This window comes from Streptomyces sp. MNU76 (assembly GCF_020982545.1).
GTDB lineage: Bacteria > Actinomycetota > Actinomycetes > Streptomycetales > Streptomycetaceae > Streptomyces.
Genome location: NZ_JAJKLK010000027.1, coordinates 60,080 through 83,684, shown reverse-complemented (window position 1 = coordinate 83,684; position 23,605 = coordinate 60,080). Strand labels below are relative to the sequence as shown.

The window sequence follows — 23,605 nt, the reverse complement described above, 5'->3', positions numbered from 1 at the left end:
CCGCGGCCGGTGCGCCGCCGCGCTCAGCACTCGATGACGTTGACGGCGAGGCCGCCGCGGGCGGTCTCCTTGTACTTGACCTTCATGTCGGCGCCGGTCTCCTTCATGGTCTTGATGACCTTGTCGAGGGAGACGTGATGACGTCCGTCGCCGCGCATCGCCATACGGGCGGCGGTGACGGCCTTCACCGCCGCCATGCCGTTGCGTTCGATGCAGGGGATCTGGACGAGGCCGCCGACGGGGTCGCAGGTGAGGCCGAGGTTGTGCTCCATGCCGATCTCGGCGGCGTTCTCGACCTGTTCGGGGCTGCCGCCGAGGACTTCGGCGAGTCCTCCGGCCGCCATGGAGCAGGCGGAGCCGACCTCGCCCTGGCAGCCGACCTCGGCGCCGGAGATGGAGGCGTTCTCCTTGAAGAGGAGGCCGATGGCACCGGCGGCGAGCAGGAAGCGGACGATGCCGTCGTCGTCGGCGCCCGGCACGAACTCCAGGAAGTAGTGGACGACGGCGGGGATGATGCCGGCCGCGCCGTTCGTCGGCGCGGTGACGACCCGGCCGCCGGCGGCGTTCTCCTCGTTCACGGCCATCGCGTAGAGCGTGATCCACTCCATGGCGCGGGCCAGCGGGTCGCCCTCGCTGCGCAGGGCGCGCGCGGCCGCGGCGGCCCTGCGGCGCACCTTCAGGCCACCGGGGAGGATGCCCTCGCGGCCCAGGCCGCGTGCGATGCAGGCCTCCATGACGTGCCAGATCTCCAGCAGGCCCGCGCGGATCTCCTCCTCGGTGCGCCAGGCCTTCTCGTTCTCCAGCATCAGCGCGGAGATCGACAGGCCCGTCTCCCGGGTGAGCCGGAGCAGTTCGTCACCGGTGCTGAACGGGTGGGGCAGCACGGTGTCGTCGAGTTTGATCCGGTCCGCGCCCGCGGCTTCCTCGTCGACCACGAAGCCACCGCCGACGGAGTAGTACGTCTTCTCCAGCAGGGGTGCGCCGTCGGCGTCGTACGCGAAGAGGATCATGCCGTTGGCGTGGTACGGCAGTGACCGCCGGCGGTGCAGGACCAGGTCCGCCGAGGTGTCGAAGCCGATCTCGTGCGCGGGGCCGATCTCGGCACCGAGGAGACGCAGGCGCCCGGTGGCGCGGATCCGTTCGACGTCCAGATCGGCCCCGGCGACGTCGACCGTGTGCGGCTCGTTGCCCTCCAGGCCGAGCAGCACCGCCTTGGGGGTGCCGTGGCCGTGGCCGGTGGCACCGAGGGAACCGAACAACTCCGCCCGCACGGCGGCGGTCTGGGCCAGCGCTCCGTCCTGCTTCAGCCGCCTGACGAACATCCCGGCGGCGCGCATCGGGCCCACGGTGTGCGAGCTGGACGGGCCGATGCCTATGGAGAACAGGTCGAAGACGCTGATTGCCACGCCACGCTCCGTGGGTTGGAGGGGCGTGCCGACCGGTGCCGGCACGCCCGCTGCGGGAGGTTGTCTCTTACGGGCCGGGGTAGAGCGGGTGCTTGTCGGCGAGTGCCTTGACCCGGGTCTTGAGCGCCTCGGCGTCGTAGGCCGGCTTGAGCGTCTCGGCGATGACGTCGGCGACCTCGGTGAAGTCCTCGGCGGTGAAGCCGCGGGTGGCCAGGGCGGGCGTGCCGATGCGCAGGCCGGAGGTGACCATCGGCGGACGCGGGTCGCCCGGGACCGCGTTGCGGTTGACGGTGATGCCGACCTCGTGGAGGCGGTCCTCGGCCTGCTGTCCGTCCAGCTCCGCATTGCGCAGGTCGACCAGGATCAGGTGCACGTCGGTGCCGCCGGAGAGCACGTCGACACCGGCCTCGCGGGCGTCCGGTGCCGTCAGCCGCTCCGCGAGGATCCGCGCGCCCTTGACCGTGCGCCACTGCCGCTCCTTGAACTCCTCGCTCGCGGCGACCTTGAAGGACACCGCCTTCGCCGCGATGACGTGCTCCAGCGGACCGCCCTGGAAACCGGGGAACACCGAGGAGTTCAGCTTCTTCGCGAACTCCTTGCTGCGGGCGAGGATGATGCCGCCGCGCGGTCCGCCGAGCGTCTTGTGGGTGGTCGAGGTGACCACGTCGGCGTAGGGCACCGGGTTGGGGTGCAGGCCAGCGGCGACCAGACCGGCGAAGTGCGCCATGTCGACCCACAGATGGGCGCCGACCTCGTCGGCGATCCGGCGGAACTCCGCGAAGTCCAGCTGACGCGGGTAGGCCGACCAGCCCGCGATGATCACCTTCGGGTTGTGGGCCTTGGCGAGCTGCTCGACCTCGTCCATGTCGACCAGCCCGGAGTCGTCCACGTGGTACGGGACGACGTTGAACTGCTTGCCCGAGAAGTTCAGCCGCATGCCGTGGGTGAGGTGGCCACCGTGCGCCAGGTCCAGCCCGAGGATGGTGTCGCCGGGCTGGGCCAGGGCGAACAGGGCCGCCTGGTTGGCCGAGGCGCCCGAGTGCGGCTGCACGTTGGCGTACTCGGCGCCGAACAGCTCCTTCACCCGGTCGATCGCGATCTGCTCGGCGACGTCGACATGCTCACAGCCGCCGTAGTAGCGGCGGCCCGGGTAGCCCTCGGCGTACTTGTTGGTCAGGACCGAACCCTGCGCCTCCATGACCGCCACCGGAGCGAAGTTCTCCGATGCGATCATCTCCAGGGTGGACTGCTGACGGTGCAGCTCGGCGTCGAGGGCGGCGGCGACCTCGGGGTCGAGGTCGTGCAGGGACTGGTTGAACGAGGTCATCGGCGGTCTCCTGTGCGGTTTCCGGAGGAAGGAGGCGAGGGCGGGACGCTCACGAGCGGGGCGCTCAGGACACGGCGACCGCGGCGACGGGGACGAGGGTGCGGCGGAGCCGGTTGAAGAACTTCGGCTGGTTCAGGGAGAGGACGGCCACCGGGTCGCCCTGGTGGCGGTAGACGGCGGTGAAGGTACGGCTGTCCAGATCGCCTTCGACGACCTCGGGGACGGCGCCCGGGGCGACGTACCCGGCGAGCTGGATGCGCGTGCGGTACTGGTCGGACCAGAAGTAGGGGGCGGTGAGCGGGGCGGGCGCGGAGACGCCGGTCAGCAGGGTGCGGGCGGCTGTCCTCGCCTGCTCGGTGGCGCTGCTCCAGTGCTCGACACGGGCGTGCCGTCCGGTGAACGGGTGGGGGCAGCGGGCCACGTCGCCGACGGCGACGACACCGGGGACGGTGGTCGCGCAGCCGGTGTCGCACACCACGCCGTCGTCCACCAGCACTCCGGAGCCGGCGAGCCAGTCGGTGTTGGGCCGGACGCCCACGCCGACCACCACGATGTCGGCGGGCAGCACTCGTCCGTCGGCCAGCCGGACACCGGTGACTCGGTCCTCGCCGAGGAGTTCGGCCACGCCGGTGCCGCACAGCAGGTCGACGCCGTGGTCGGTGTGCAGGGAGGAGCAGACCAGGCCCATCTCGCGGCCGAGTTGCCGCTCCAGCGGTACCTCGGCCGCCTCGACGACGGTGACGTGCAACCCCAGCCGGTGGGCGGTGGAGGCCACCTCGGCGCCGATGAAGCCGGCGCCGATGACGACCAGCCGGGGCAGGCCGTTCAGCAGCTCCGAGCGCAGGGCCAGGGCGTCGTCCAGGGTGCGCAGGGTGTGGACGCCGGCCAGCCCGTCGGAGCCGGGAAGGGTGCGCGGGCTCGCGCCGGTGGCGATGACCACCCCGTGGGTGCGCACCTGACGACCTCCGGTCAGTGTGACGGTCCGGGCGGCGGGGTCGAGGCGCACCGCCCGTTCCCCGAGCAGCCAGTGCACGTCCAGGTCGTCGTACTCGTCGGGGTCGCCGAGGGCGAGCGCGTCGGCGTCGAGCTCGCCCTTGAGGAAGTCCTTGGACAGCGGCGGACGGTCGTAGGGAGCGTGGCGCTCCTCCCCCACGACGACGATCTCGCCGTCGTAGCCCTCTGCGCGCAGCGCGCGGACCGTGCTCAGGCCCGCCAGCGACGCTCCGACGACGGTGATGCTCCTCATGCGGGCTCCAGACGAGGGGATGTCTCACATCGCACAACGACGCGCGTTATGTGCAACATGGTTTCGGTGGATTTCCGGGGTGTCAAGGGGGCCAGGGACGGGGTCAGTGCGCGGGGCCCACGTCGAGCTTGTTCTGCAGCCAGGTGTGGAACTCGCCGATGTGGTGCTCGCTGGGCACCAGCACACCGCCCTTGGCGTAGGCCTTCGAGCTCATCGCCGGCTGAGTCCGCTCACAGGCGTCGAAGTCCTGCTGGTTCACCCGGTGGAAGAGTTCCACGGACCGGCTGACGTCCTTGCCGCTCTCGACGACGTGCGGCAGGTACAGCCAGTCGCACTCGACGATCGTGCGGTCGGCCGCCATCGGGTACATCCGGTGGAAGATCACGTGGTCGGGCACGAGGTTGATGAACACCTGCGGCCGGACGGTGATCGCGTAGTAGCGGCGGTCCTGGTCCTCGGCGACGCCCGGGATGCGGTCCAGCCCCTCGGAGCCGTCGACGGTGAACCCCTGGACCTCCGCACCGAACTCCGCGCCGTGGCCCACGTAGTACTGGGCGGCATACCCGTCCGCGAACTCCGGCAGCACCTCGGTGAGTTCGGGATGGATCGTGGCGCAGTGGTAGCACTCCATGAAGTTCTCGATGATGAGCTTCCAGTTCGCCTTCACGTCGTACGTGATCCGGCGCCCCACGGACAGGTTGCCGATGCCGTACCGCTCGATCGACTCCACGTCGCCGAGCCGCTCGACGACCTCACCGATGACGTCCTCCTCGAAGGACGGCGGCTCGTCGGCCAGGCACACCCACACATAGCCGAGCCACTCCCGCACCTGGACGTTGACCAAGCCGTACTCGGTGCGGTCGATGTCCGGCATCGAGGTCAGGTTGGGCGCCGCGATCAGCTTGCCGTCCAGGCCGTACGTCCAGGCGTGGTACGGACACTGGAAGGCCCGCTTGACCTCGCCCGACTCCTCGGTGCAGAGCTTGGCCCCGCGGTGCCGGCAGATGTTGAGGAAGGCCTTGATCGAGCCGTCCCGGGAGCGGGAGACGAGGACGCTCTCGCGGCCGACCTGGTAGGTGCGGAAGGCGCCGGGCTTGGCCAGTTCGGAGGCGCGGGCCACACAGAACCACATGGCCTCGAAGACCAGCTCCTGCTCCTGGGCGAAGACTCCGGGGTCCGTGTAGTACTCGCCGGACAGTGTGGGGATCAAGCTGGGCGGCAGATTCGTGAGGGTCATCGAGTCACCTTCGGAAAATTCGGGAAGCGGGGCGGGCGGTTCAGTGGCCGCGGGTGATCCACTCGTCGAGGTGGGGCGCCTCGGCCCCGATCGTGGTGGTGTCGCCGTGACCGGTGTGGACGGTGGTGTCGGCGGGGAGCGCCAGCAGCCGGTCCCGGATGGAGGCGATGATGGTGCCGAAGTCCGAGAAGGAGCGCCCGGTCGCGCCGGGACCGCCCTGGAAGAGGGTGTCGCCGGAGAACAGGGCGTTCAGCGCGGGCGCGTGGAGGCAGACCGCGCCGGGCGAGTGGCCGGGGGTGTGCAGCACCGTCAGCTCGACGCCGGCGACGCCCAGGGTCTCGCCCGCGGCCAGTTCGCGGAACTCGGGAGCTTCCTCGCCGTGCGCCATCTTCCACAGGACGGTGTCGGCGGGGTGGAGCAGGATGGGCGCGTCGTGCCGGGCGGCCAGGGCCGGGGCTGCGTTGACGTGGTCGTTGTGGGCGTGGGTGCACACGATGGCGACCAGGCGGCGGTCGCCGACTGCGGCGGAGATGACGTCCGCGTCGTGGGCGGCGTCGACGACGAGCACCTCCTCGTCGTCGCCGATCAGCCAGACGTTGTTGTCGACCTCCCAGGTGCCGCCGTCCAGTGCGAAGGTGCCGGAAGTGACGAGGCGCTCGACGCGGGCGGTCACAGGACCACCACCGAACGCAGGACGTCGCCGTGGTGCATCTTGGCGAACGCGGCCTCGACGTCGTCCAGGCCGATGGTCTCGGTGACGAACTCGCCGAGGTCGAAGCGGCCCTGGAGGTAGAGGTCGATCAGGGCGGGGAAGTCGCGGGAGGGCAGGCAGTCGCCGTACCAGGAGGACTTCAGGGCGCCACCGCGGCCGAAGACGTCGAGGAGGGGCAGTTCGAGCTTCAGCTCGGGCGTGGGGACTCCCACGAGGACGGCGGTGCCGGCCAGGTCGCGGGCGTAGAAGGCCTGCTCGAAGGTCTCGGGACGGCCCACCGCGTCCACGACGACATCCGCGCCGAAGCCGCCGGTGAGTTCGCGGATCGCCTCGACGGCGTCGGTCCGGGAGGCGTCGACGGTGTCGGTGGCGCCGAACCGCTCGGCCCACTTCAGTTTCCGCTCGTCGACGTCGACGGCGATGATGCGGCCGGCGCCGGCGACCTTGCCGCCCGCGATCGCGGCCATGCCCACCCCGCCGCAGCCGATCACCGCGAGGGAGTCACCGCGTCCCACGCCGCCGGTGTTGACCGCCGCGCCGAAGCCGGCCATCACACCGCAGCCGAGGAGGCCGGCGGCGGCGGGCGCGGCCATCGGGTCCACCTTGGTGCACTGTCCGGCGGCGACCAGCGTCTTCTCGGCGAAGGCGCCGATACCGAGGGCCGGGGAGAGCGGGGTGCCGTCGGCCAGGGTCATCGGCTGGGTGGCGTTGTGGGTGGCGAAGCAGTACCAGGGCCTGCCCCTGCGGCAGGCCCGGCAGGTGCCGCAGACGGCGCGCCAGTTGAGGATGACGAAGTCGCCGGGGGCGACGTCGGTGACGCCCTCGCCGACCGACTCCACCACGCCCGCCGCCTCGTGACCGAGCAGGAACGGGAACTCGTCGTTGATCCCGCCCTCCCGGTAGTGCAGGTCGGTGTGGCAGACACCGCAGGCCTGCACCCGCACCAGCGCCTCACCGGGGCCGGGGTCCGGCACCAGCACGGTCTCCACCGAGACCGGGGCGCCCTTCTTGCGGGCGACGACGGCGCGTACCTCGTGTGTCACGGTCGATCTCCTCGTCGAGGAAGGGAGTGGAGGGGGTGGGGAGGCACTTCACCGGGTCCGGACGGAGACCGTGGCCGGACCTTCGATCATCGCGTTCCATATAGCGCAACTATCTTCGCCATGAGCAACGACGACCAAACTGTCTCCTTGGGGACACCCACTGTCAAGAGGTTGGTCGCGCCGACTTGTCCGCTCCCCCTCGCCGCCTCCCCCTTCCCTGACCGGGAGGGTCCGTGCGAGCATGCGGGCGACTGGTTCCGGCCAAGGTCGCCGCACTCGGCGAACCCCTCGGAACCGCCGGGACGACTGCGTATAGTTGCACCATGAGCAACTATGCGGCAGAGGGCGCAACAACGGCTCCCGCGGTGAACGGCGTGCAGTCCGTCGACCGTGCCGTCAGCGTCCTGGAGATCCTCGCCCAGCGCGGCGAGGCCGGGGTCAGCGAGGTCGCCGCCGAGATCGACGTCCACAAGTCGACCGCGTTCCGTCTCCTCGGGGCGCTGGAGGCACGCGGACTGGTCGAGCAGACGGCCGAGCGGGGCAAGTACCGGCTCGGCTTCGGCATCGTGCGGCTCGCCGGCGCCGTCACGGGCCGGCTCGACATCACCCAGCAGGGCCGGCAGGTCTGCGAGCGGCTCAGCGAGGAGATCGGCGAGACCGTCAACATCGCCGTGCTCCAGGAGCACTACGCGGTCAACCTCCACCAGGTACGCGGCCCGGGGGCGGTCGGCACCCACAACTGGGTCGGCCAGCTCACCCCCGTGCACGCCACGTCCAGCGGCAAGATCCTGCTGGCCCACCTCCCGGAGCGGGAGCGGGCCGAGGTGCTGGAGGCGTCCGGACTGCGCAAGCTGACGCCGCACACGCTGACGGCCAGGCCGGAGCTGGAGGAGGCGCTCACCGAGGCGCGCGAGCGCGGGTACGCTGTGACGCTGGAGGAGCTGGAGATCGGACTGCACGCCATGGCGGCGCCGATCCGCTCCCGCGAGGGCGAGGTCGTCGCCGCGCTCAGCGCGTCCGGCCCGGCCTATCGCTTCACCGAGGAACGCATCCGCGACCTCGTGCCCGTGCTGACGCGCGGCGCGGACGAGATCAGCCGCAGGATGGGCTATCTGGGCTGACCGCCCACGAGGGACGGCGCCCCCAGAGGGGCGCGCGCCGCCTCGGTGCCCCAACGGGCCGTCACCCGTACGGCGTCCAGCGTCGAGGCGACGTCATGCACCCGCAGACACCAGGCACCCTGTGCGGCGGCGAGCACGGACACGGCGGTGGTCGCGGCGTCACGCTCCCGCGCCGGGCGCGGTTCCCCCGTCGCCGGGTCCGCCAACAGCCGCCCCAGGAACGCCTTGCGGGACGCGCCCACCAGGACGGGACGGCCCAGCGCGCGGACCTCCCCGAACCGTCCCAGCAGCTCCCAGTTGTGCTCGGCCCGCTTGGCGAAGCCCAATCCGGGGTCGACGATCAGCGAACCGGCCGGCACGCCCGCCTCCAGAGCCGCGTCGATCCTCAGCCGCAGCTCGTGGAGCACCTCCTCGACCACGTCGCCGTAGACGGCGTTCGCCTGCATCCCGGCGGAGTGCCCACGCCAGTGCATCAGCACGTACGGCACCCCCGCCTGGGCCATCAGGGGCAGCATCGCGGGATCGGCGAGACCCCCCGACACGTCGTTGACCAGCCGGGCGCCCGCGTCCAGCGCCCGGGCGGCGACCTCGGCCCGCATGGTGTCGACGCTGACGACGGCGCCCGCCGCCGCGAGGCCCCGGACGACGGGCAGCACCCGTCGCAACTCCTCCTCGACCGGTGGACGCACCGCGCCGGGCCGGGTCGACTCCCCTCCCACGTCCACGATGTCCGCGCCCTGCTCCAGCAGGGCGCGGCCGTGGGCCAGGGCCGCCTCGGCGGCGAAAGCGAGCCCGCCGTCGGAGAACGAGTCGGGCGTGACGTTCACGACGCCCATGACCAGCGTCCGTCCGGGCCTCGGCAGCCCGGGCGGCTGCGGGTCCGGCGTGCCCGGGCGCGCGGGCGTGCCGGGGGCGCGGGCCGCGACGGTCACCGGCCGCCGGCCTTCGACGGTCCGGCCTGCGATCGTCCGGCTCTCGACGCGCTGACAGGGACTCGCATGGCTCAGACGTACTCCGTCGCCGCGTCGAGCAGCCAGTCCGCCAGATAGCCGGCGAACGACGAACGGACCAGGACCCAGAAACCGTCGCCGGGCTCCTCCCGCGCGACCAGGACGACCTGGGCGCGGGCAAGGGTGGTCTGTGCGCAGCGGCCGGGCCCGAAGGCCCTCGGGTGCAGGTCCAGCGCGCAGCCGTGGGCCAGCAGGTCACGGGCGGCGGCGCCCGCGACGAGGACCGTGGTGCGCTGCGCTGAGACGTCGGTGACGGAGACGTGCTCCTCTCCGACGGCCTCCCGGATCCGGCCCTCCAGCTCGCGGGCACCGCCCGGCGGGCCCACGAGCAGCCACTCGTCGGGGCCGAGCCACAGCGCGGTCAACTCCCCCGCGCGGGCGACGGTGTCGGGCTCCAGCGGCAGCGGGAGGCCCAGCGCGAGGCCGACGGCGTCCGCCGCGGCCCCCTTGGCGTCGAGACGTACGTCGAGCTGGGTCAGGAAGGGCAGTTCGGCGAACCTGAGCGTGCCCCCGGAGGTGCGGGTGGCGGCGGCCAGCCGGTCGGCGGCCCCCGACAGGGGGCTGCGGAGCCGGGAGGTCAGGGCGGTGTCAGCCATCGCGGCGGGCTCCCTCGGGGTCGTAGAGGACGGGGCTGGCGACGGTCACGGGAACCAGTCGGTCGCCCACGGGGGCGTACAGCCGCTCGCCGATGCGGTCCCGGCCGCCCTTGACCAGGGCGAGCGCGAAGGTCCGGCCGAGGGCGGCGCTGCGGTAGCTGGAGGTGACATGGCCGAGCATCGGGACGGGCGGGGCCGGCAGCACGCTGTCGGCGACCAGGTGGGTGCCCTCGGGCAGGAAGTCGCCCGGCTCCTCGGGGAGGAGTCCGACCAGGTGCTTGCGGTCGGGCCGGACGGTGTCGGGGCGGGTGTAGGACCGCTTGCCGACGAAGTCCGGCTTCTTCTTCGAGACCACCCAGCTCATACCGAGGTCCTGCGGGGTCACGGTGCCGTCGGTGTCCTGGCCGATGATGGGGTAGCCCTTCTCGGCGCGCAGGACGTGCATGGTCTCGGTGCCGTAGGGGGTGATGCCGTACGGGGCGCCGGCCTCGTACAGCGCCTCCCAGAGGGTGAGGGCCTCCCACGGCGAGACGTTGATCTCGTAGGCGAGTTCACCGGAGAAGCTGATCCGGCAGACCCGGGCCCCGATGCCCGCGACGGTGGTCTCGCGCCAGGCCATGAACGGGAAGTCCTCGTTGGCGACGGCCAGTTGCGGTGCGAGCGAGGCGATCACCTCGCGGGACCTCGGGCCGACCAGGGCGACCGTTGCCCACTGTTCGGTCACGGATGTGCAGTGGACCTTGAGTTCGGGCCACTCCGTCTGGAGCCACTCCTCCATCCAGTCGAGCACGGTGGCGGCGTTGCCGGTCGTCGTGGTGACCAGGAAGCGGTCCTGGGCCACGCGGATGACCGTGCCGTCGTCGAAGACCATGCCGTCCGGGCGGCACATGACGCCGTAGCGGATCATGCCGACCTTCAGGGTGCTCATCATGTTGGTGTAGAGCAGGTCGAGGAAGACACCGGCGTCCGGGCCCTGCACGTCGATCTTGCCGAGGGTGGAGGCGTCCATGAAACCCACGCCCTCACGGGTGGCGGCGCACTCGCGCAGCACGGCGGTCTCCATGTCCTCGCCGTCCTGCGGGTAGTACCAGGGGCGCTTCCACTGGCCGACGTTCTCGAACAGCGCGCCGTGCCCGACGTGCCACTCGTGCAGGGCGGTCGTGCGGACCGGGTCGCTGAGCACGCCCCGGTCGCGGCCCGCGAGCGCGGCGAAGGAGACCGGGGTGTACGGCGGGCGGAAGGTCGTCGTGCCGAGCGCCGAGACGTCCACACCGAGCAGTTCCGCGACGGCACCGCTCGCCAGCACGCCGGAGGTCTTGCCCTGGTCGTTGGCCGTGCCGGCCGTGGTGTACCGCTTGGTGTGCTCCACCGAGCGGAGGCCTGCGCCGGTCGCGCGGGCGAGGTCGGCCACCGTGACGTCGCGCTGGAGGTCGACGAACTTGGGGGCGTCCGACTCGCCCGGGACGACATACACGTGCATCGGCGGCGTCGGGGCGGGCCGGGCGGCCACCGCCGGGAGGCGGGGTGCCTCGGCCGTGTACCCCTCGGCCTCGATCGCGCGGGCACCGGCGGCGGCGCCCTGGGCGAGGACGTCGGCCGGGTCGAGGAGACCGCTCGCGCTGCCGACGACCTCGACCGCCTGGCGGCCGGTGTCGGGCACGAAGGAGCCCAGCGTCTCGTCGTGGCGGAGCTTGCCGCCCGACTGGCTGAACAGGTGCGCCACCGGGTTCCAGCCGCCGGAGACCAGCAGCAGGTCGGCGGCGAACTCCCGCTGTCCGGTGGACTCGCCGTACGGGGCGACGGTCACGGCCGTGAGGCGGGGCTCGCCCTCGGTGCCGGTGACGGCGTGGCCGGCCAGGACCTCGATGCCGGCGGCCGTGGCCCGTTCGGCCCACTCCCCCGGTTCGGGGCGGGTGTCGACGATCGCCGTGACGGCCAGGCCCGCCGAGGCGAGGTCCAGGGCCGCCTCGTAGGCGCTGTCGTTGGTGGTGAGGACGACCGCGCGGCGGCCGGGCAGGGCGCCGTGGCGGTTGACGTGGGTGCGGGCCGAGGAGGCCAGCATCACACCGGGGCGGTCGTTGTCCGCGAAGGCCAGGGAGCGTTCGTGGGCGCCGGTCGCGAGGACGACGCGGCGGGCGCGGATGCGCCAGACGCGTTCCCGGGAGACGTGTCCGGGGGCGGCGCCGCCGAGGTGGTTGGTGCGGCGCTCGACGGCGAGGAGGTGGTTGTCGTCGTAGTAGCCGAAGACGGTGGTGCGGCGCAGGACGCGGACCTCGGGGGCGGCGTCGAGCAGTGCGGCGGTCTCGCCGACCCAGTCGAGGTGTTCGGCGGTGCCGAGGAGGCTTCCGCCGGGTTCCGGCTGGTCGTCGGCGAGGATGACGCGGGCGCCGCTGTTCGCCGCCGCGGCGGCCGCCGCGAGGCCGGCCGGGCCCGCGCCGACGACCAGCAGGTCGCAGTGCGCGTGTACGGCGTCGTAGCGGGCCGGGTCGGGTTCGGTGGCGAGGCGGCCCTGGCCGGGGAGGCTGGTGGCGACCAGGCCGCCGTAGAGCTCGACGGTGGTCGCGGGGAGCATCGGCTCGGGGAAGGGTTCCTCGATCTGGATGACCGCGTTGGGTTCCTCGACGCCGGCGGAGAAGATGCCGCGGGGGCGGCCGAGCTTGATGCTGGTGCCCGCCTGGATGACGCCGTTGGCGAGGAGGGCGGAGGCGAGGGTGTCGCCCCGGTGGCCCTGGTACTCGGTGCCGTCGAAGGTGAAGGTGAGGGTCGTGTCGCGGTCGACGCGGCCTCGGGTGGGGTGGCGGAAGGGCTGGGTCGTCTCGCCCCCGCCGCCCCTAACCGTCCCGTCCCCGGGGGCTGCTGCGCCCCCGGACCCCCCGTCGGCCTGAAGGGCCTCGTCCTCAAGCGCCGGACGGGCTGAATGGGGCGGGCTCGGCTCAGAAGTGACCGGAAGCGGCTTCGACTCGAAGACCGGACTCGCTGAGAGCGCCGGCCTCCGATCCCGGGTCGCCGGGCGTTCCTCGCCCGAGCGGTACACCGACAGGATCTCGTTCGTCGAGGTGTCGCGGACCGCGTTGAACCAGCGGCGGCAGCCCGCCGCGTGGCTCCAGCGCTCGGCGAAGGGGCCCTTGGTGTTGTCGCGGAAGAAGAGGTAGCGGGCCCACTCCTCGTCGGTGAGGGCCGAGGGGGTCTCGGGGTAGGCCACGTGGGCCTGGCCGCCGTAGTGGAACTCGGCCTCGTCGCGGGGCCCGCACCACGGGCAGGTGATGAGCAGCATGGTTGGGCTCCCTAGTGGGCCACCGCGGCCGCGCCGTGCTCGTCGACGAGCGCGCCGGTGGTGAAACGGTCGAGCGAGAAGGGGGCGTTGAGGGCGTGCGGGGTGTCGTGGGCGATGGTGTGGGCGTAGACCCAGCCGACGCCCGGGGTGGCCTTGAAACCGCCCGTTCCCCAGCCGCAGTTGAGATAGAGGTTGTCGACGGGGCTGAGCCCGATGATCGGCGAGGCGTCGGGGCTGACGTCGACGATGCCGCCCCAGGTGCGCAGCACGTGGGCGCGGGCGAAGACCGGGAAGAGCTCCAGGGCCGCGGCCATCTGCTCCTCGATGATGTGGAAGGCGCCGCGCTGGGTGTACGAGTTGTACGCGTCGATGCCGGCGCCCATCACCAGCTCGCCCTTGTGCGCCTGGCTGACGTACACATGGACGGCGTTGGACATCACGACCGTGGGGTGCACCGGCTCCAGGAGTTCGGAGACCAGGGCCTGCAACGGGTGGGACTGGACCGGGAGTCGGATGCCGGCCATGGCGGCGAGGACCGAGGTGTGGCCCGCCGAGCAGAGCGCGACCTTGCCGGCCGCGATGCGGCCCCGGGTCGTCTGCACGCCGACGACGCGGTTGTCGACCACGTCCAGGCCGGTGACCTCACAGTTCTGGATGATGTCGATGCCGGCCGCGTCGGCGGAGCGGGCCAGGCCCCAGGCCACGTGGTCGTGCTTGGCGATGCCCGCGCGCGGCTGGTACGTGGCGCCGAGGACGGGGTAGCGCACGTCCTGCGAGATGTTGACGATCGGGCAGACGTCCTTGACGCCGTCGGCGTCGAGCCATTCCGCGTCGACGCCGTTGAGGCGGTTGGCCTCCACTCGGCGCACGCTGTCGCGGACGTCCTGGAGGCTGTGCGCGAGGTTCAGCACACCGCGCTGGGAGAAGAGGATCGGGTAGTCGAGCTCCTCCTCCAGTCCTTCCCAGAGCTTGAGGGCGTGCTCGTAGATGCCGGCGCTCTCGTCCCACAGGTAGTTGGAGCGGATGATCGTGGTGTTGCGGGCCATGTTGCCGCCGCCGAGCCAGCCCTTCTCCAGCACCGCGACATTGGTGATGCCGTGGTTCCTCGCCAGATAGTGGGCGGTGGCCAGGCCGTGGCCGCCGCCGCCGACGATGACCACGTCGTACGACTTCTTCGGCTCGGGGTCACGCCACAGCCAGTCGGGGTGCTCGGGGAGGTCTGCGCCTGGGGTACGGGGGCTCATCGGACGTCTCCGTCTTCCGAAAGGTGCGGATGCTGCGGGTACGGGGGGACGTGGGCGTTCATACGGCGGTGGCGTTCCTCTCGGCGGCCTCGACGACGTTGGCCAGCAACATCGCGCGGGTCATGGGGCCCACCCCGCCGGGCATCGGCGCGATCCAGCCGGCGACCTGGGCGGCGTCCGGGTGGATGTCGCCGACCAGGCCCTGGTCGGTGCGGGTGATGCCGACGTCCAGGACGGCCGCGCCGGGGCGCAGCATGTCCTTGGTGATCAGCCCGGGTGAACCGGCCGCCGCGATGACGATGTCGGCCTCGCGGGTGTGCCAGGCCAGGCCCTTGGTGCCGGTGTGGCACAGGGTGACGGTGGCGTTCTCGGAGCGGCGGGTGAGCAGCAGGCCGATGGGACGGCCGACCGTGATGCCCCGGCCGACCACGCAGACGCGGGCGCCGGCGAGCGGGACGTCGTGGCGGCGCAGGAGTTCGACGATGCCACGCGGGGTGCAGGGCAGCGGGGCGTCGACGCCGAGGGTGAGCCGGCCCAGGTTGACCGGGTGCAGGCCGTCGGCGTCCTTGGCCGGGTCCATGCGTTCCAGCACGGCGTTCGCGTCGAGGTGGCGGGGCAGCGGGAGCTGGACGATGTAGCCGGTGCAGGCCGGGTCGGCGTTCAGCTCGTCGATGACGTCCTCGACCTGCTCCTGGGAGGCGTCGGCGGGCAGGTCGCGGCGGAGGGAGGCGATGCCGACCTGGGCGCAGTCACGGTGCTTGCCGGCGACGTAGGCGTGGCTGCCGGGGTCCTCGCCGACCAGGACGGTGCCGAGGCCCGGCGGACGGCCGCCGATGGCGGTCAACTTGGCCACGCGCTCCGTGAGTTCGCGGCGGATGTCGGCGGCGGTCGCCTTGCCGTCGAGCAGCTGTGCGTTCACCGGCGGTGTTCCTTCCCTCTGCGGTCGTGGCCGGGGGTCAGCCACGGAGGCGGGACATGGTGGGGTCGAACAGGGGCTCCTCGGTGACGACGGCCTCGACGCGCTGGTCGAAGTAGCCGATGTGCAGCACGGTCCCGGGTTCGTTGAGTTCCGTGGGGAGCCAGGCGTAGGCGATGCCCTTGCCGATGGTGTAGCCGTAGGCGGCGCTGGTGACATAGCCGACCGTCCGGTCCCCGTCGAGGACGGGTTCCTTGCCCATGACGACCGACCGGGGGTCGTCGATGACGAGGCAGGTCAGCTTGCGCCGGACGTTCTCCTTGCGGCGCAGCAGCGCGTCCTTGCCGATGAAGTCGTCCTTGTCGAGCTTGACGGCGAAGCCGACGCCGGCCTCGTAGGGGTCGTGCTCGTAGGTCATGTCGGTGCCGAAGGAGCGGTAGCCCTTCTCCAGACGGAGGCTGTTGAAGGCGCCGCGGCCGGCGATGACGCCGCCGAGCGGCTTGGCCGCCTCCCACAGGGTGTCCCAGAGCTTCTGGCCCTGGTCGGCGGTGGTGTAGATCTCCCAGCCGAGTTCGCCGACGTAGCTCAGGCGCATCGCGGTGACGGGCACCGAGCCGATGTACGCCTGCTTGGCGCGGAAGAACTTCAGTCCGTCGTTGCTGAAGTCCGCGTCGGTGAGGGGCTGGAGGACCTTGCGGGCCAGCGGGCCCCACAGGCCGACGCAGCAGGTGCCGGGGGTGATGTCACGGACCTGGACCGTGCCGTCGGCGGGGAGGTGGCGGGTGATCCAGTCCAGGTCGAGGTTGCCGTTGGCGCCGATCTGGAAGGTGTCGCGGGCGAGCCGGGCGACGGTGACGTCGCTGCGGATGCCGCCGTCGTGGTCGAGGAAGAGGGTGTAGGTGACCGAGCCTACGGACTTGGCGACCTTGCCGGTGCACAGGCGCTCCAGGAGGTCGGCGGCGCCGGGGCCGCTCACCTCCAGGCGCTTGAGGGCCGTCATGTCGTACATCGCGACGGTCTCGCGGGTGGCCTGGGCCTCGGCGCCGACGATCGGGGACCAGTACTGCGCGGCCCAGTCGCCCGGGGTGGGAATGGAACGGCCCTCGACCAGGCCGGCGTTGGCCTCGTACCACTGCGGGCGCTCCCAGCCGTTCGCCTCCAGGAAGAAGGCGCCGTGCTCCTTCTGCCGGGCGTGGAAGGGGCTGGTGCGGATCGGGCGCGGGTCCCCGGACGGCTGGAGGGGGTGGAGGATGTCGTAGACCTCGACGAAGTTCTGGCAGTCGCGGGCCAGGACGTACTCCGGGGAGAGCTGATGCGGCTCGAAGCGGTTGACGTCGCACTCGTGCAGGTCGAACGAGGAGCAGTGGCCGTCGACCAGCCATTCGGCCATGGCCCGGCCGACGCCGGCGGAGTGGGTGACCCAGACCGCCTCGGCGACCCAGAAGCCCTTGACGTCCGGGGACTCGCCGAGCAGCGGGAAGTTGTCGGTGGTGAAGGAGAACAGACCGTTGATGCCCTCCTCGATGTCCGCCTCCTTGGTGGAGGGGAGCAGCGACTGGGTCTCGGTCCAGGCGTCGGCGAAGTCGTCCTCGGTGAACTTCAGGACCGACGGCATGGTGTCGGCCTCGTCCACGGAGAGGATCTCGTCGGCGGTGATGGGCATCGGGCGGTGGCCGTAGTAGCCGATGCCGATGCCGTCGAAGCGGTCGCGGTAGTAGAGGTCGGCGTCCTGGTGGCGCAGGATCGGCCGGATCGCCTCCTCGGTCTGACCGGCGAGGGCCGGGATCGGGCCGGTCCAGGCGAGCTGGTGGGCGAGCGGGGTCAGCGGGAGGTTCATCCCGGCCATGCGGGCGATCTTCGGGCCCCAGATGCCGGCGCAGCACACGACGATGTCGGCGGGGATCTCGCCCTGGTCGGTGAGGACCCCGGTGACCTCGCCGTCGGCCTTCAGGACGTCGAGAACCTCGTGGCGGGCCAGGAAGGTCACGCCGCGCTCGGTGGCCCGGCGGATCTGTGCCTCGACCGCGAGGACCGCCTTGGCGAGGCCGTCGGTGGGGACCAGGAGGCCGCCGAGGACCTTGTCGGGGTTGACCAGCGGGTGCTGTTCGAGGCATTCGTCGGCGGTGAGCAGGCGGGCCTCGATGCCCCAGGCGGTGATCCAGCCGTGGCGGCGGCGCAGTTCGGTCAGGCGCTCGGGGGTGGTGGCCACTTCGAGGCCGCCGACCTGGAGGAAACAGGGCTTGCCGTCCACGTCGAGGGAGCAGAACTTCTCGACGGTGTACCGGGCCAGCTCGGTCATCGTCTTGGAGGAGTTGGTCTGGAAGACCAGGCCCGGGGCGTGTGAGGTGGAGCCCCCGGTGGCGGGGAGCGGGCCCTGGTCGACCACGGTCACCTCGGTCCAGCCTCGCGCGGAGATCTCGTCCGCGAGAGCCGCTCCCACGACTCCCGCTCCGATGATGACCACTCGGGGTCCCGCCATCGCCGCACCTCCGCCTTGTTGACCGGTCGAGCCGATCGAGTTGCTGTTTACGCAACGCGATTCAGGTTGCGCAACTCAATGTGCCTTCCGCGCAGGTGGGTGTCAAGGGTCCCGGGACCTCGGAATACAGGGGCGGAAAGGGCCCGGACACGGCGATGCCCGGTGGGCGGCACGCATTCCGCGCGCGCCGCCCACCGGGCATGGTCCGACCGGATTCCCGCGTCCGGTCCGCACCCCTACTTGAGCCAGGCGTCCACCTTGACGCGGTTGTCCTCGACCCACTTCTTCGCCGCGGCCTCGGGGGTCATCTTGTCCACCGCGATGTACTTGGCCACGACGTTCTGGTCGTCGTTGGTCCAGCTGAAGTTCTTCACCAGGCCATAGGCCGGGCTGCCCGACTCGGCGAACTTCTTGCTGACGATCTTGTCCAGTGTGTAGACGGGGTAGTCGCAGTCGACCTTCTCGGCGTCGGCGTCACAACCCGCCTTGTAGTCGGGCAGCTTGATCTTCACCAGCGGCACCTCGGACATGAACCACTGGGGCTCGTAGAAGTAGCCGATCACCCATTCCTTGTTCTTCTCCGCCTTGCGGAAGGTCTGGATGAGGGCGGTCTCGCTGCCCGCGTACACCACCTTGTAGTCCAGGTCGAGGTTCTTCACCAGGGCCTCGTCGTTGGTGACGAAGGACGGGTCGCCGTCGAGGAGCTGGCCCTTGCCGCCGGACTCGGACGTCTTGAACTTGGCCGCGTACTTGTTGAGGTTCTCCCAGTTCGTGATGTCCGGGTGCGCCTTGGCCAGCCACGGCGGCACGTACCAGCCGATCAGGCCCTCGTTGCCGGTCGCACCGGCGTCCACGGCGGTCTTCTGGTCGGTGATGTACTTCTTCTTCAGATCGTCGTGGCCCCAGTTCTCGACGACCGCGTCCACCTCACCGGTCCCGAAGCCCTGCCAGGCGATCTCCTCCTTCAGGTCCTTCTTGGTGACCTTGCAGCCGAGGTCGTTCTCCGCCACGTAGGCGATGACCGCCGCGTTGGCCTCGTAGCCCACCCACGGGTTGACCGCGAGGTTGAACGTGCCGCACTTGGCGGAGCTGCCCGAGCCGCCCGCCTCCGAGGACTCGTCACCGACCTTCGCACCGCCGCAGGCGGTGAGGGTGAGACCGAGGATCGCGATACCGGCCGCGCCGGCTCTCCATCGTCTTGCTTGCCTTGCCATGGTCAGTGCTCCTTATGCGCTGGTTCGCCGCGCCGCGGCCTGAGTGATGCGGTCGAACATGACTCCGAGAAGGACGATGGCGAGCCCTGCGGCGAGCCCCTTCCCGAACAGTTGGCCCTGCGAGAAACCGGCCACGACGTCGTAGCCGAGGGCGCCGGCACCTACCAGGCCGCCCACCACAACCATCGACAGCACGTAGATCAGACCCTGGTTCGTGGCGAGAGTCAGGGCGCCGCGTGCCATCGGCAGTTGGACCTTGGTGATGATCTGCCAGGTGTTGCACCCGGCGGAGGTGGCCGCCTCCACGGTCGTCGCGGGCACGTTCCGCACCCCGTCCGCGATGATCTTCATCGCGACGGGGGCCGCGTAGACGATCGCGGCGACGATCGCCGTGAAACGGGTCGCGCCGAACAGCGCGAGGAACGGCACCAGATAGACGAACGGCGGCATGACCTGTGCCGCGTCCAGGCTCGGCCGCAGCATCCGGTCCACCAGCCGGCTGCGGCCCATCCACACGCCGAAGACGACGCCGAGCAGCATCACCAGGACGGTGGCGACCACGGTCGACGCCAGCGTCGTCATGCTGTCGGACCACACCCCGGTGGCGACCAGCAGCCCCACGCACACGGCCGTGGTGATACCGGCCCGCCGGCCGCCGAGGACGACACCGAGCGCGATCAGCACGGCGCCGACGAGCCACCACGGGGAGTCGGTCAGCAGCGACTGGAACGGGTTGAGCAGTCCGTTGGTGATGACGTCCCGGACGGCGTTGGTGACGCCCGAGAGGTTGTCCTGCACCCAGGTCGTCGCGGTGTCGGCCACGCGCGCGATGGAGCTGCCGACACCGCCCTCGCCGGGGAACTCCGCCGCCCACACATAGGTGTGCGACATGAAGACCAGGACGGCCGTGACCACCGCGCCCGCGCCGAGCAGCGGCCGCCGCCAGGCGAGGAACCGGTTCTTCGAGCGCCGGGCCTCCTCCTCGCGGGTGCTGGCCGCGGTCGTGACCCGGTCGAGGACGATCGCCAGGACGACGATGGACAGGCCCGCGTTGAAGGCCGTGCCCACGTCGAGCGACGTGAGCGCCTGGACGACGGTCTTGCCGAGGCCGGGGGCGTCGATCAGGGCCGCGATGGTCACCATGGCCAGGGCGGCCATGATGGTCTGGTTGACGCCCATCACCACGGTCCGCTTGGACATGGGCAGCAGCACCTTCAGCAGGGCCTGCCCGCGCGTCGCCCCGAGGGAGTCGGCGGCCTCCACAGTCGTCTCCGGCACGGTCCGGATGGCGTGCGCGGTGATGCGGATCGCGGGCGGTGCCGCGTAGATCACGGTGGCGATGGTGGCGGAGGCTCCGCCGATGAGGAAGAAGAGGGTCAGCGGGGCCAGGTAGACGAAGGTCGGCATCGTCTGCATGAAGTCCAGCAGGGGCGTGATGATCCGGTTGACCCGGTCGGACAGCCCCGCCCACACACCGAGCGGGATCGCGAACAGCAGCGCCACGCACACCGCGGAGACGGTGAGCGCCAGGGTGTCCATGCTCTCCTGCCACAGGCCCTGGAGGCCGAGGAAGGTGAAGCCGGCCACCGCCAGCAGCGCGACCCGCCAGTTACCGAACGCCCAGGAGACGTAGCCCGCGATACCGACGACGCCGAGCCAGCCGATCTGCGGCAGGGGGCGGTCGGCGGAGGGCTGCGAGATCAGCTCCTGCACGAAGGTCACCAGGGTGTCGACGACCAGGCGGATCTCGTTGAAGAAGTACAGGAACAGGGGGTTGGAGTTGCGGTTCGCGCCGACGGAGTCGTTGACGTCGTTGAACCACCGGTGCAGATCGGTCAGGTCCGCCGCCGCGAGGGCGAGGGTCTGCTTGCCGCGCAGGACGACGAAGAGCACCAGCCAGACGAGCAGGATCGCGCCGATCACCATGGACCGGCTGACGCGGCGGGGTTCCGGGGCCGGGCGGGCTCCTCGGCGGGCCGGGTCTTCTCCGGCCCGCCGGGCGGCTCGGTCTTCTCCACGACGACGGTCATCTCGCGCCGCCTTCCTGCCCGGCGACCACGGCGAGGATCTCCTCGTCACCGACGATGCCGAGCAGCTTGCCGTTCTCGACGACCTTGACCGGCTTGTCGGCGGCGAGCACCGCCCGGGTGGCCTCCTTGACCACGACGTCCGGGCCCAACTCGGGGCCGTCCAGGGCGTCGCCGTCCGCCGGCGGCCGCATGATCCAGCGCAGGGTGAGCACGTCGCCGCGCGGTACGTCCTTGACGAACTCGCGCACGTAGTCGTCGGCCGGGGCGCCGACCAGTTCGTCGCCGGTGCCGCACTGGACCATCTTGCCGTCCCGCATGATCAGGATGCGGTCGCCCAGCTTGAGGGCCTCGGAGAGGTCGTGGGTGATGAAGACCATCGTCTTGCCGACCTCGTGGTGCAGCCGGATGACCTCGTTCTGCATGTCGCGGCGGATCATCGGGTCGAGCGCCGAGAACGGCTCGTCGAAGAAGAGCACGTCCGGGTCGCCGGCCAGCGCGCGGGCCAGTCCGACCCGCTGCTGCATACCGCCGGAGAGCTGGTCGGGGTAGGACTTCTCGTAACCGGCGAGACCGACCAGCTCGACGACCTCCTGGGCCCGCTTGACGCGCTCGGACCTGCCCATGCCGCGGATCTCCAGCCCGAAGGCCACATTGTCGACGACCCGGCGGTGGGGCAGCAGCCCGAAGTGCTGGAAGACCATGGAGAACTTGCGGCGGCGCAGCTCACGCAGGCGCCTGTCGTCGGCCTGGCGGATGTCCTCGCCCTCGAAGACGACCTCGCCCGCGGTGGGTTCGATCAGCCGGGTCAGACATCGCACCAGGGTCGACTTGCCGGAGCCGGACAGGCCCATGACGACGAAGACCTCGCCGGGCGAGACGTCGAAGTTCACGTCGCGCACGGCGGCGGTGCAGCCGGTGCGGTCCATCAGTTCGCGGCGGGAGAGCCCGCACAGTTCCTCGGACTCCGGCACCCGGTCGGCCTTCGGCCCGAACACCTTCCACAGCCTGCGCACGGAGATGACCGGGGTGGGACCCGAGTCCTGAGGCGTGCCGCGCCGCTGCGGCACCTCGGTCTGGGTGGTCATGTTCGACCTTCTTTCGGCGTTCAGCCGCTGAACCAGCGCTGCGGCCGGGGTTGGATGTTCTGCCAGATGTGTTTGGGCTCTCGGTACTCGTTCAGGCCGGTCGGTCCCAGCTCCCGGCCCACACCCGAATGCCCGAAACCGCCCCATTCCGCTTGCGGCACATAGGGGTGGTAGTCGTTGATCCACACGGTCCCGTGGCGCAGCCGCCGGGCGACCCGCTGGGCCTTGCCGGCGTCCTCGGTCCACACTGCCCCGGCCAGCCCGTACTCGGTGTCGTTGGCGATGCGTACGGCGTCGTCCTCGTCGGTGAAGCGCTCCACGGTGAGCACGGGTCCGAAGGACTCCTCGTGCACCACGCGCATGTCCTGCCTGCACTCGTCGAGGACGGTGGGCAGGTAGTAGTGGCCGTCCGCCAGTGCGGGGTCCTCGGGCCGGGCTCCGCCGCAGCGCAGCACGGCGCCCTCGGCGAGGCCCGAGGCGACATAGGCCTCGACCTTCTCCCGGTGCTGTGCGGAGATCAGCGCCCCGGTCTCGGCCTCGGCGTCGTAGGGGCCGCCGAGCCGGATGAGCCCGGCGCGGCGGACCACTTCGTCGACGAAGCGGTCGTGCAGGGAGTCCTCGACGATCAGCCGGGCGCCGGCCGAGCAGACCTGGCCGGAGTGCAGGAAGACGGCCGTGAGGGCGAAGTCCACGGCCGTCTCGAAGTCGGCGTCGGCGAAGACGACATTGGGGTTCTTGCCGCCCAGTTCCAGCGCGACCTTCTTCACGGTCGCGGCGGCGGTGGCCATGATCCGTCTGCCGGTGTCCAGGCCGCCGGTGAAGGAGACCAGGTCGACGCGGGGGTCCTCGGCGAGCGGGGCGCCCACCTCGGGTCCGGCGCCCAGCACCAGGTTGGCGGCGCCGGCCGGCAGCCCGGCCTCCTCCAGCGCCCGCATCAGCAGGATGGAGGTGGAGGGGGTGAGCTCGCTGGGCTTGAGGACGATCGTGTTGCCGGCCAGGAGCGCCGGGGCGACCTTCCAACTGGCTTGCAGGAGAGGGTAGTTCCAGGGGGTGATCAGTGCGCACACCCCGACCGGCTCGTAGACGACCCGGCTGACGGCGTCGTCGCGGCCGGTGTCGATCACCCGGCCGGCGTCGGTGCCGGCGAGTCCGCCGTAGTAGCGGAAGCAGGAGACGACATCGGCGATGTCGTACTCGCTCTCCACCACCCGCTTGCCGGTGTCGAGCGACTCGGCGCGGGCGAAGCTCTTGGTGTCGCGCTCGATGATGTCGGCGGTGCGCAGCAGCAGTGCGCCGCGCTCCCGCTCAGGGGTGCCCGGCCAGGGGCCGGTGTCGAAGGCATCCCGGGCCGCGGCGATCGCCGCCTCGGTGTCGGGGCGCGTCCCTTCCGAGACGGTCACCGTGAGCGTGCCGTCAGCGGGACATCGGATCTCCCGGTGCCCGCCGGCCACCGGAGCCCGCCATTCGCCATTCACGTACAGGTCTGCCACGCGCCGAGCCTTCCGACCGAAATTCGTTGCGCATCGTGCACCCGATTGCTTGTGATGGAACACCCTGGCCGCTGGTCAGACGGACGTCAAGATGTTGACCGGTGACGATTTAGCCATGCTGCTACTTACCCACCCACCCTTGACCGCAAGCCACGGCGACCCGACCATGTTGCGT

16 protein-coding genes and 1 pseudogene are annotated in these 23,605 nt (G+C 71.1%); 1 reads left to right on the top strand and 16 read right to left on the bottom strand.

Annotation, left to right across the window (positions count from 1 at the left end; genetic code table 11):
- Positions 1–23 precede the first annotated feature (23 nt).
- From E4N62_RS42120 to E4N62_RS42095, 6 genes are all read right to left on the bottom strand, one after another.
- Complete coding sequence (locus tag E4N62_RS42120) at positions 24–1,406, bottom strand: L-serine ammonia-lyase (RefSeq protein WP_230223360.1); 1,383 nt, start codon at positions 1,404–1,406, stop codon at positions 24–26.
- Positions 1,407–1,473: 67 nt separating this feature from the next.
- Positions 1,474–2,733: a serine hydroxymethyltransferase gene (gene glyA, locus E4N62_RS42115; RefSeq protein ID WP_230223358.1), complete on the bottom strand. Its 1,260-nt coding sequence runs from the start codon at positions 2,731–2,733 to the stop codon at positions 1,474–1,476.
- A 64-nt stretch (positions 2,734–2,797) separates the two neighbouring features.
- The gene (locus E4N62_RS42110) at positions 2,798–3,979 is read right to left on the bottom strand and encodes an NAD(P)/FAD-dependent oxidoreductase (RefSeq protein WP_230223357.1); all 1,182 of its coding nucleotides are present in this window, start codon (positions 3,977–3,979) and stop codon (positions 2,798–2,800) included.
- Between the two features lie 103 nt (positions 3,980–4,082).
- Positions 4,083–5,216 carry an aromatic ring-hydroxylating dioxygenase subunit alpha gene (locus E4N62_RS42105; protein WP_230223354.1) on the bottom strand — a complete coding sequence of 378 codons (1,134 nt, stop codon included), beginning with the start codon at positions 5,214–5,216 and terminating at the stop codon, positions 4,083–4,085.
- Between the two features lie 40 nt (positions 5,217–5,256).
- Positions 5,257–5,889 carry an MBL fold metallo-hydrolase gene (locus E4N62_RS42100; protein ID WP_230223352.1) on the bottom strand — a complete coding sequence of 211 codons (633 nt, stop codon included), beginning with the start codon at positions 5,887–5,889 and terminating at the stop codon, positions 5,257–5,259.
- On the bottom strand, positions 5,886–6,971 hold the full coding sequence (locus tag E4N62_RS42095) for an S-(hydroxymethyl)mycothiol dehydrogenase (RefSeq protein ID WP_184902983.1): 1,086 nt from the start codon (positions 6,969–6,971) through the stop codon (positions 5,886–5,888). The genes E4N62_RS42100 and E4N62_RS42095 overlap by 4 nt, the downstream gene beginning before the upstream one ends.
- Positions 6,972–7,294: 323 nt before the next feature.
- On the opposite strand from E4N62_RS42095, the gene E4N62_RS42090 reads away from it, so the two are divergent.
- The gene (locus tag E4N62_RS42090; RefSeq protein ID WP_230223350.1) at positions 7,295–8,092 is read left to right on the top strand and encodes an IclR family transcriptional regulator; all 798 of its coding nucleotides are present in this window, start codon (positions 7,295–7,297) and stop codon (positions 8,090–8,092) included.
- Here E4N62_RS42090 and folP read toward each other — a convergent pair.
- The 10 genes and pseudogenes from folP to E4N62_RS42040 form a co-directional block, all read right to left on the bottom strand.
- Positions 8,080–8,928 (bottom strand): dihydropteroate synthase, encoded by an 849-nt coding sequence (gene folP, locus E4N62_RS42085; protein ID WP_230223407.1) that lies wholly within the window; start codon positions 8,926–8,928, stop codon positions 8,080–8,082. The genes E4N62_RS42090 and folP overlap by 13 nt on opposite strands.
- Positions 8,929–9,095: 167 nt before the next feature.
- A complete protein-coding gene (locus E4N62_RS42080) occupies positions 9,096–9,698 on the bottom strand; it encodes a sarcosine oxidase subunit gamma (RefSeq protein ID WP_230223349.1) in 603 nt (200 codons plus the stop codon).
- Positions 9,691–12,972 (bottom strand): sarcosine oxidase subunit delta family protein, encoded by a 3,282-nt coding sequence (locus tag E4N62_RS42075; protein ID WP_230223347.1) that lies wholly within the window; start codon positions 12,970–12,972, stop codon positions 9,691–9,693. Before E4N62_RS42075 ends, E4N62_RS42080 begins: the two co-directional genes overlap by 8 nt.
- 11 nt (positions 12,973–12,983) lie before the next feature.
- Entirely contained in the window at positions 12,984–14,216 is a 1,233-nt protein-coding gene (locus tag E4N62_RS42070; RefSeq protein WP_230223345.1) for a sarcosine oxidase subunit beta family protein, read from the bottom strand.
- Between the two features lie 58 nt (positions 14,217–14,274).
- Positions 14,275–15,135 carry a bifunctional methylenetetrahydrofolate dehydrogenase/methenyltetrahydrofolate cyclohydrolase gene (locus E4N62_RS42065; protein ID WP_230223343.1) on the bottom strand — a complete coding sequence of 287 codons (861 nt, stop codon included), beginning with the start codon at positions 15,133–15,135 and terminating at the stop codon, positions 14,275–14,277.
- A gap of 37 nt (positions 15,136–15,172) precedes the next feature.
- Positions 15,173–17,611 (bottom strand): FAD-dependent oxidoreductase, encoded by a 2,439-nt coding sequence (locus tag E4N62_RS42060; protein WP_230223341.1) that lies wholly within the window; start codon positions 17,609–17,611, stop codon positions 15,173–15,175.
- Between the two features lie 236 nt (positions 17,612–17,847).
- Positions 17,848–18,825 (bottom strand): ABC transporter substrate-binding protein, encoded by a 978-nt coding sequence (locus tag E4N62_RS42055; RefSeq protein ID WP_230223339.1) that lies wholly within the window; start codon positions 18,823–18,825, stop codon positions 17,848–17,850.
- A 12-nt stretch (positions 18,826–18,837) separates the two neighbouring features.
- Positions 18,838–20,855: pseudogene (locus E4N62_RS42050) on the bottom strand (ABC transporter permease).
- A complete protein-coding gene (locus E4N62_RS42045) occupies positions 20,852–21,940 on the bottom strand; it encodes a glycine betaine/L-proline ABC transporter ATP-binding protein (protein WP_230223337.1) in 1,089 nt (362 codons plus the stop codon). Before E4N62_RS42045 ends, E4N62_RS42050 begins: the two are co-directional and overlap by 4 nt.
- A gap of 20 nt (positions 21,941–21,960) precedes the next feature.
- Positions 21,961–23,430 (bottom strand): aldehyde dehydrogenase family protein, encoded by a 1,470-nt coding sequence (locus E4N62_RS42040; RefSeq protein WP_230223336.1) that lies wholly within the window; start codon positions 23,428–23,430, stop codon positions 21,961–21,963.
- Positions 23,431–23,605 lie beyond the last annotated feature (175 nt).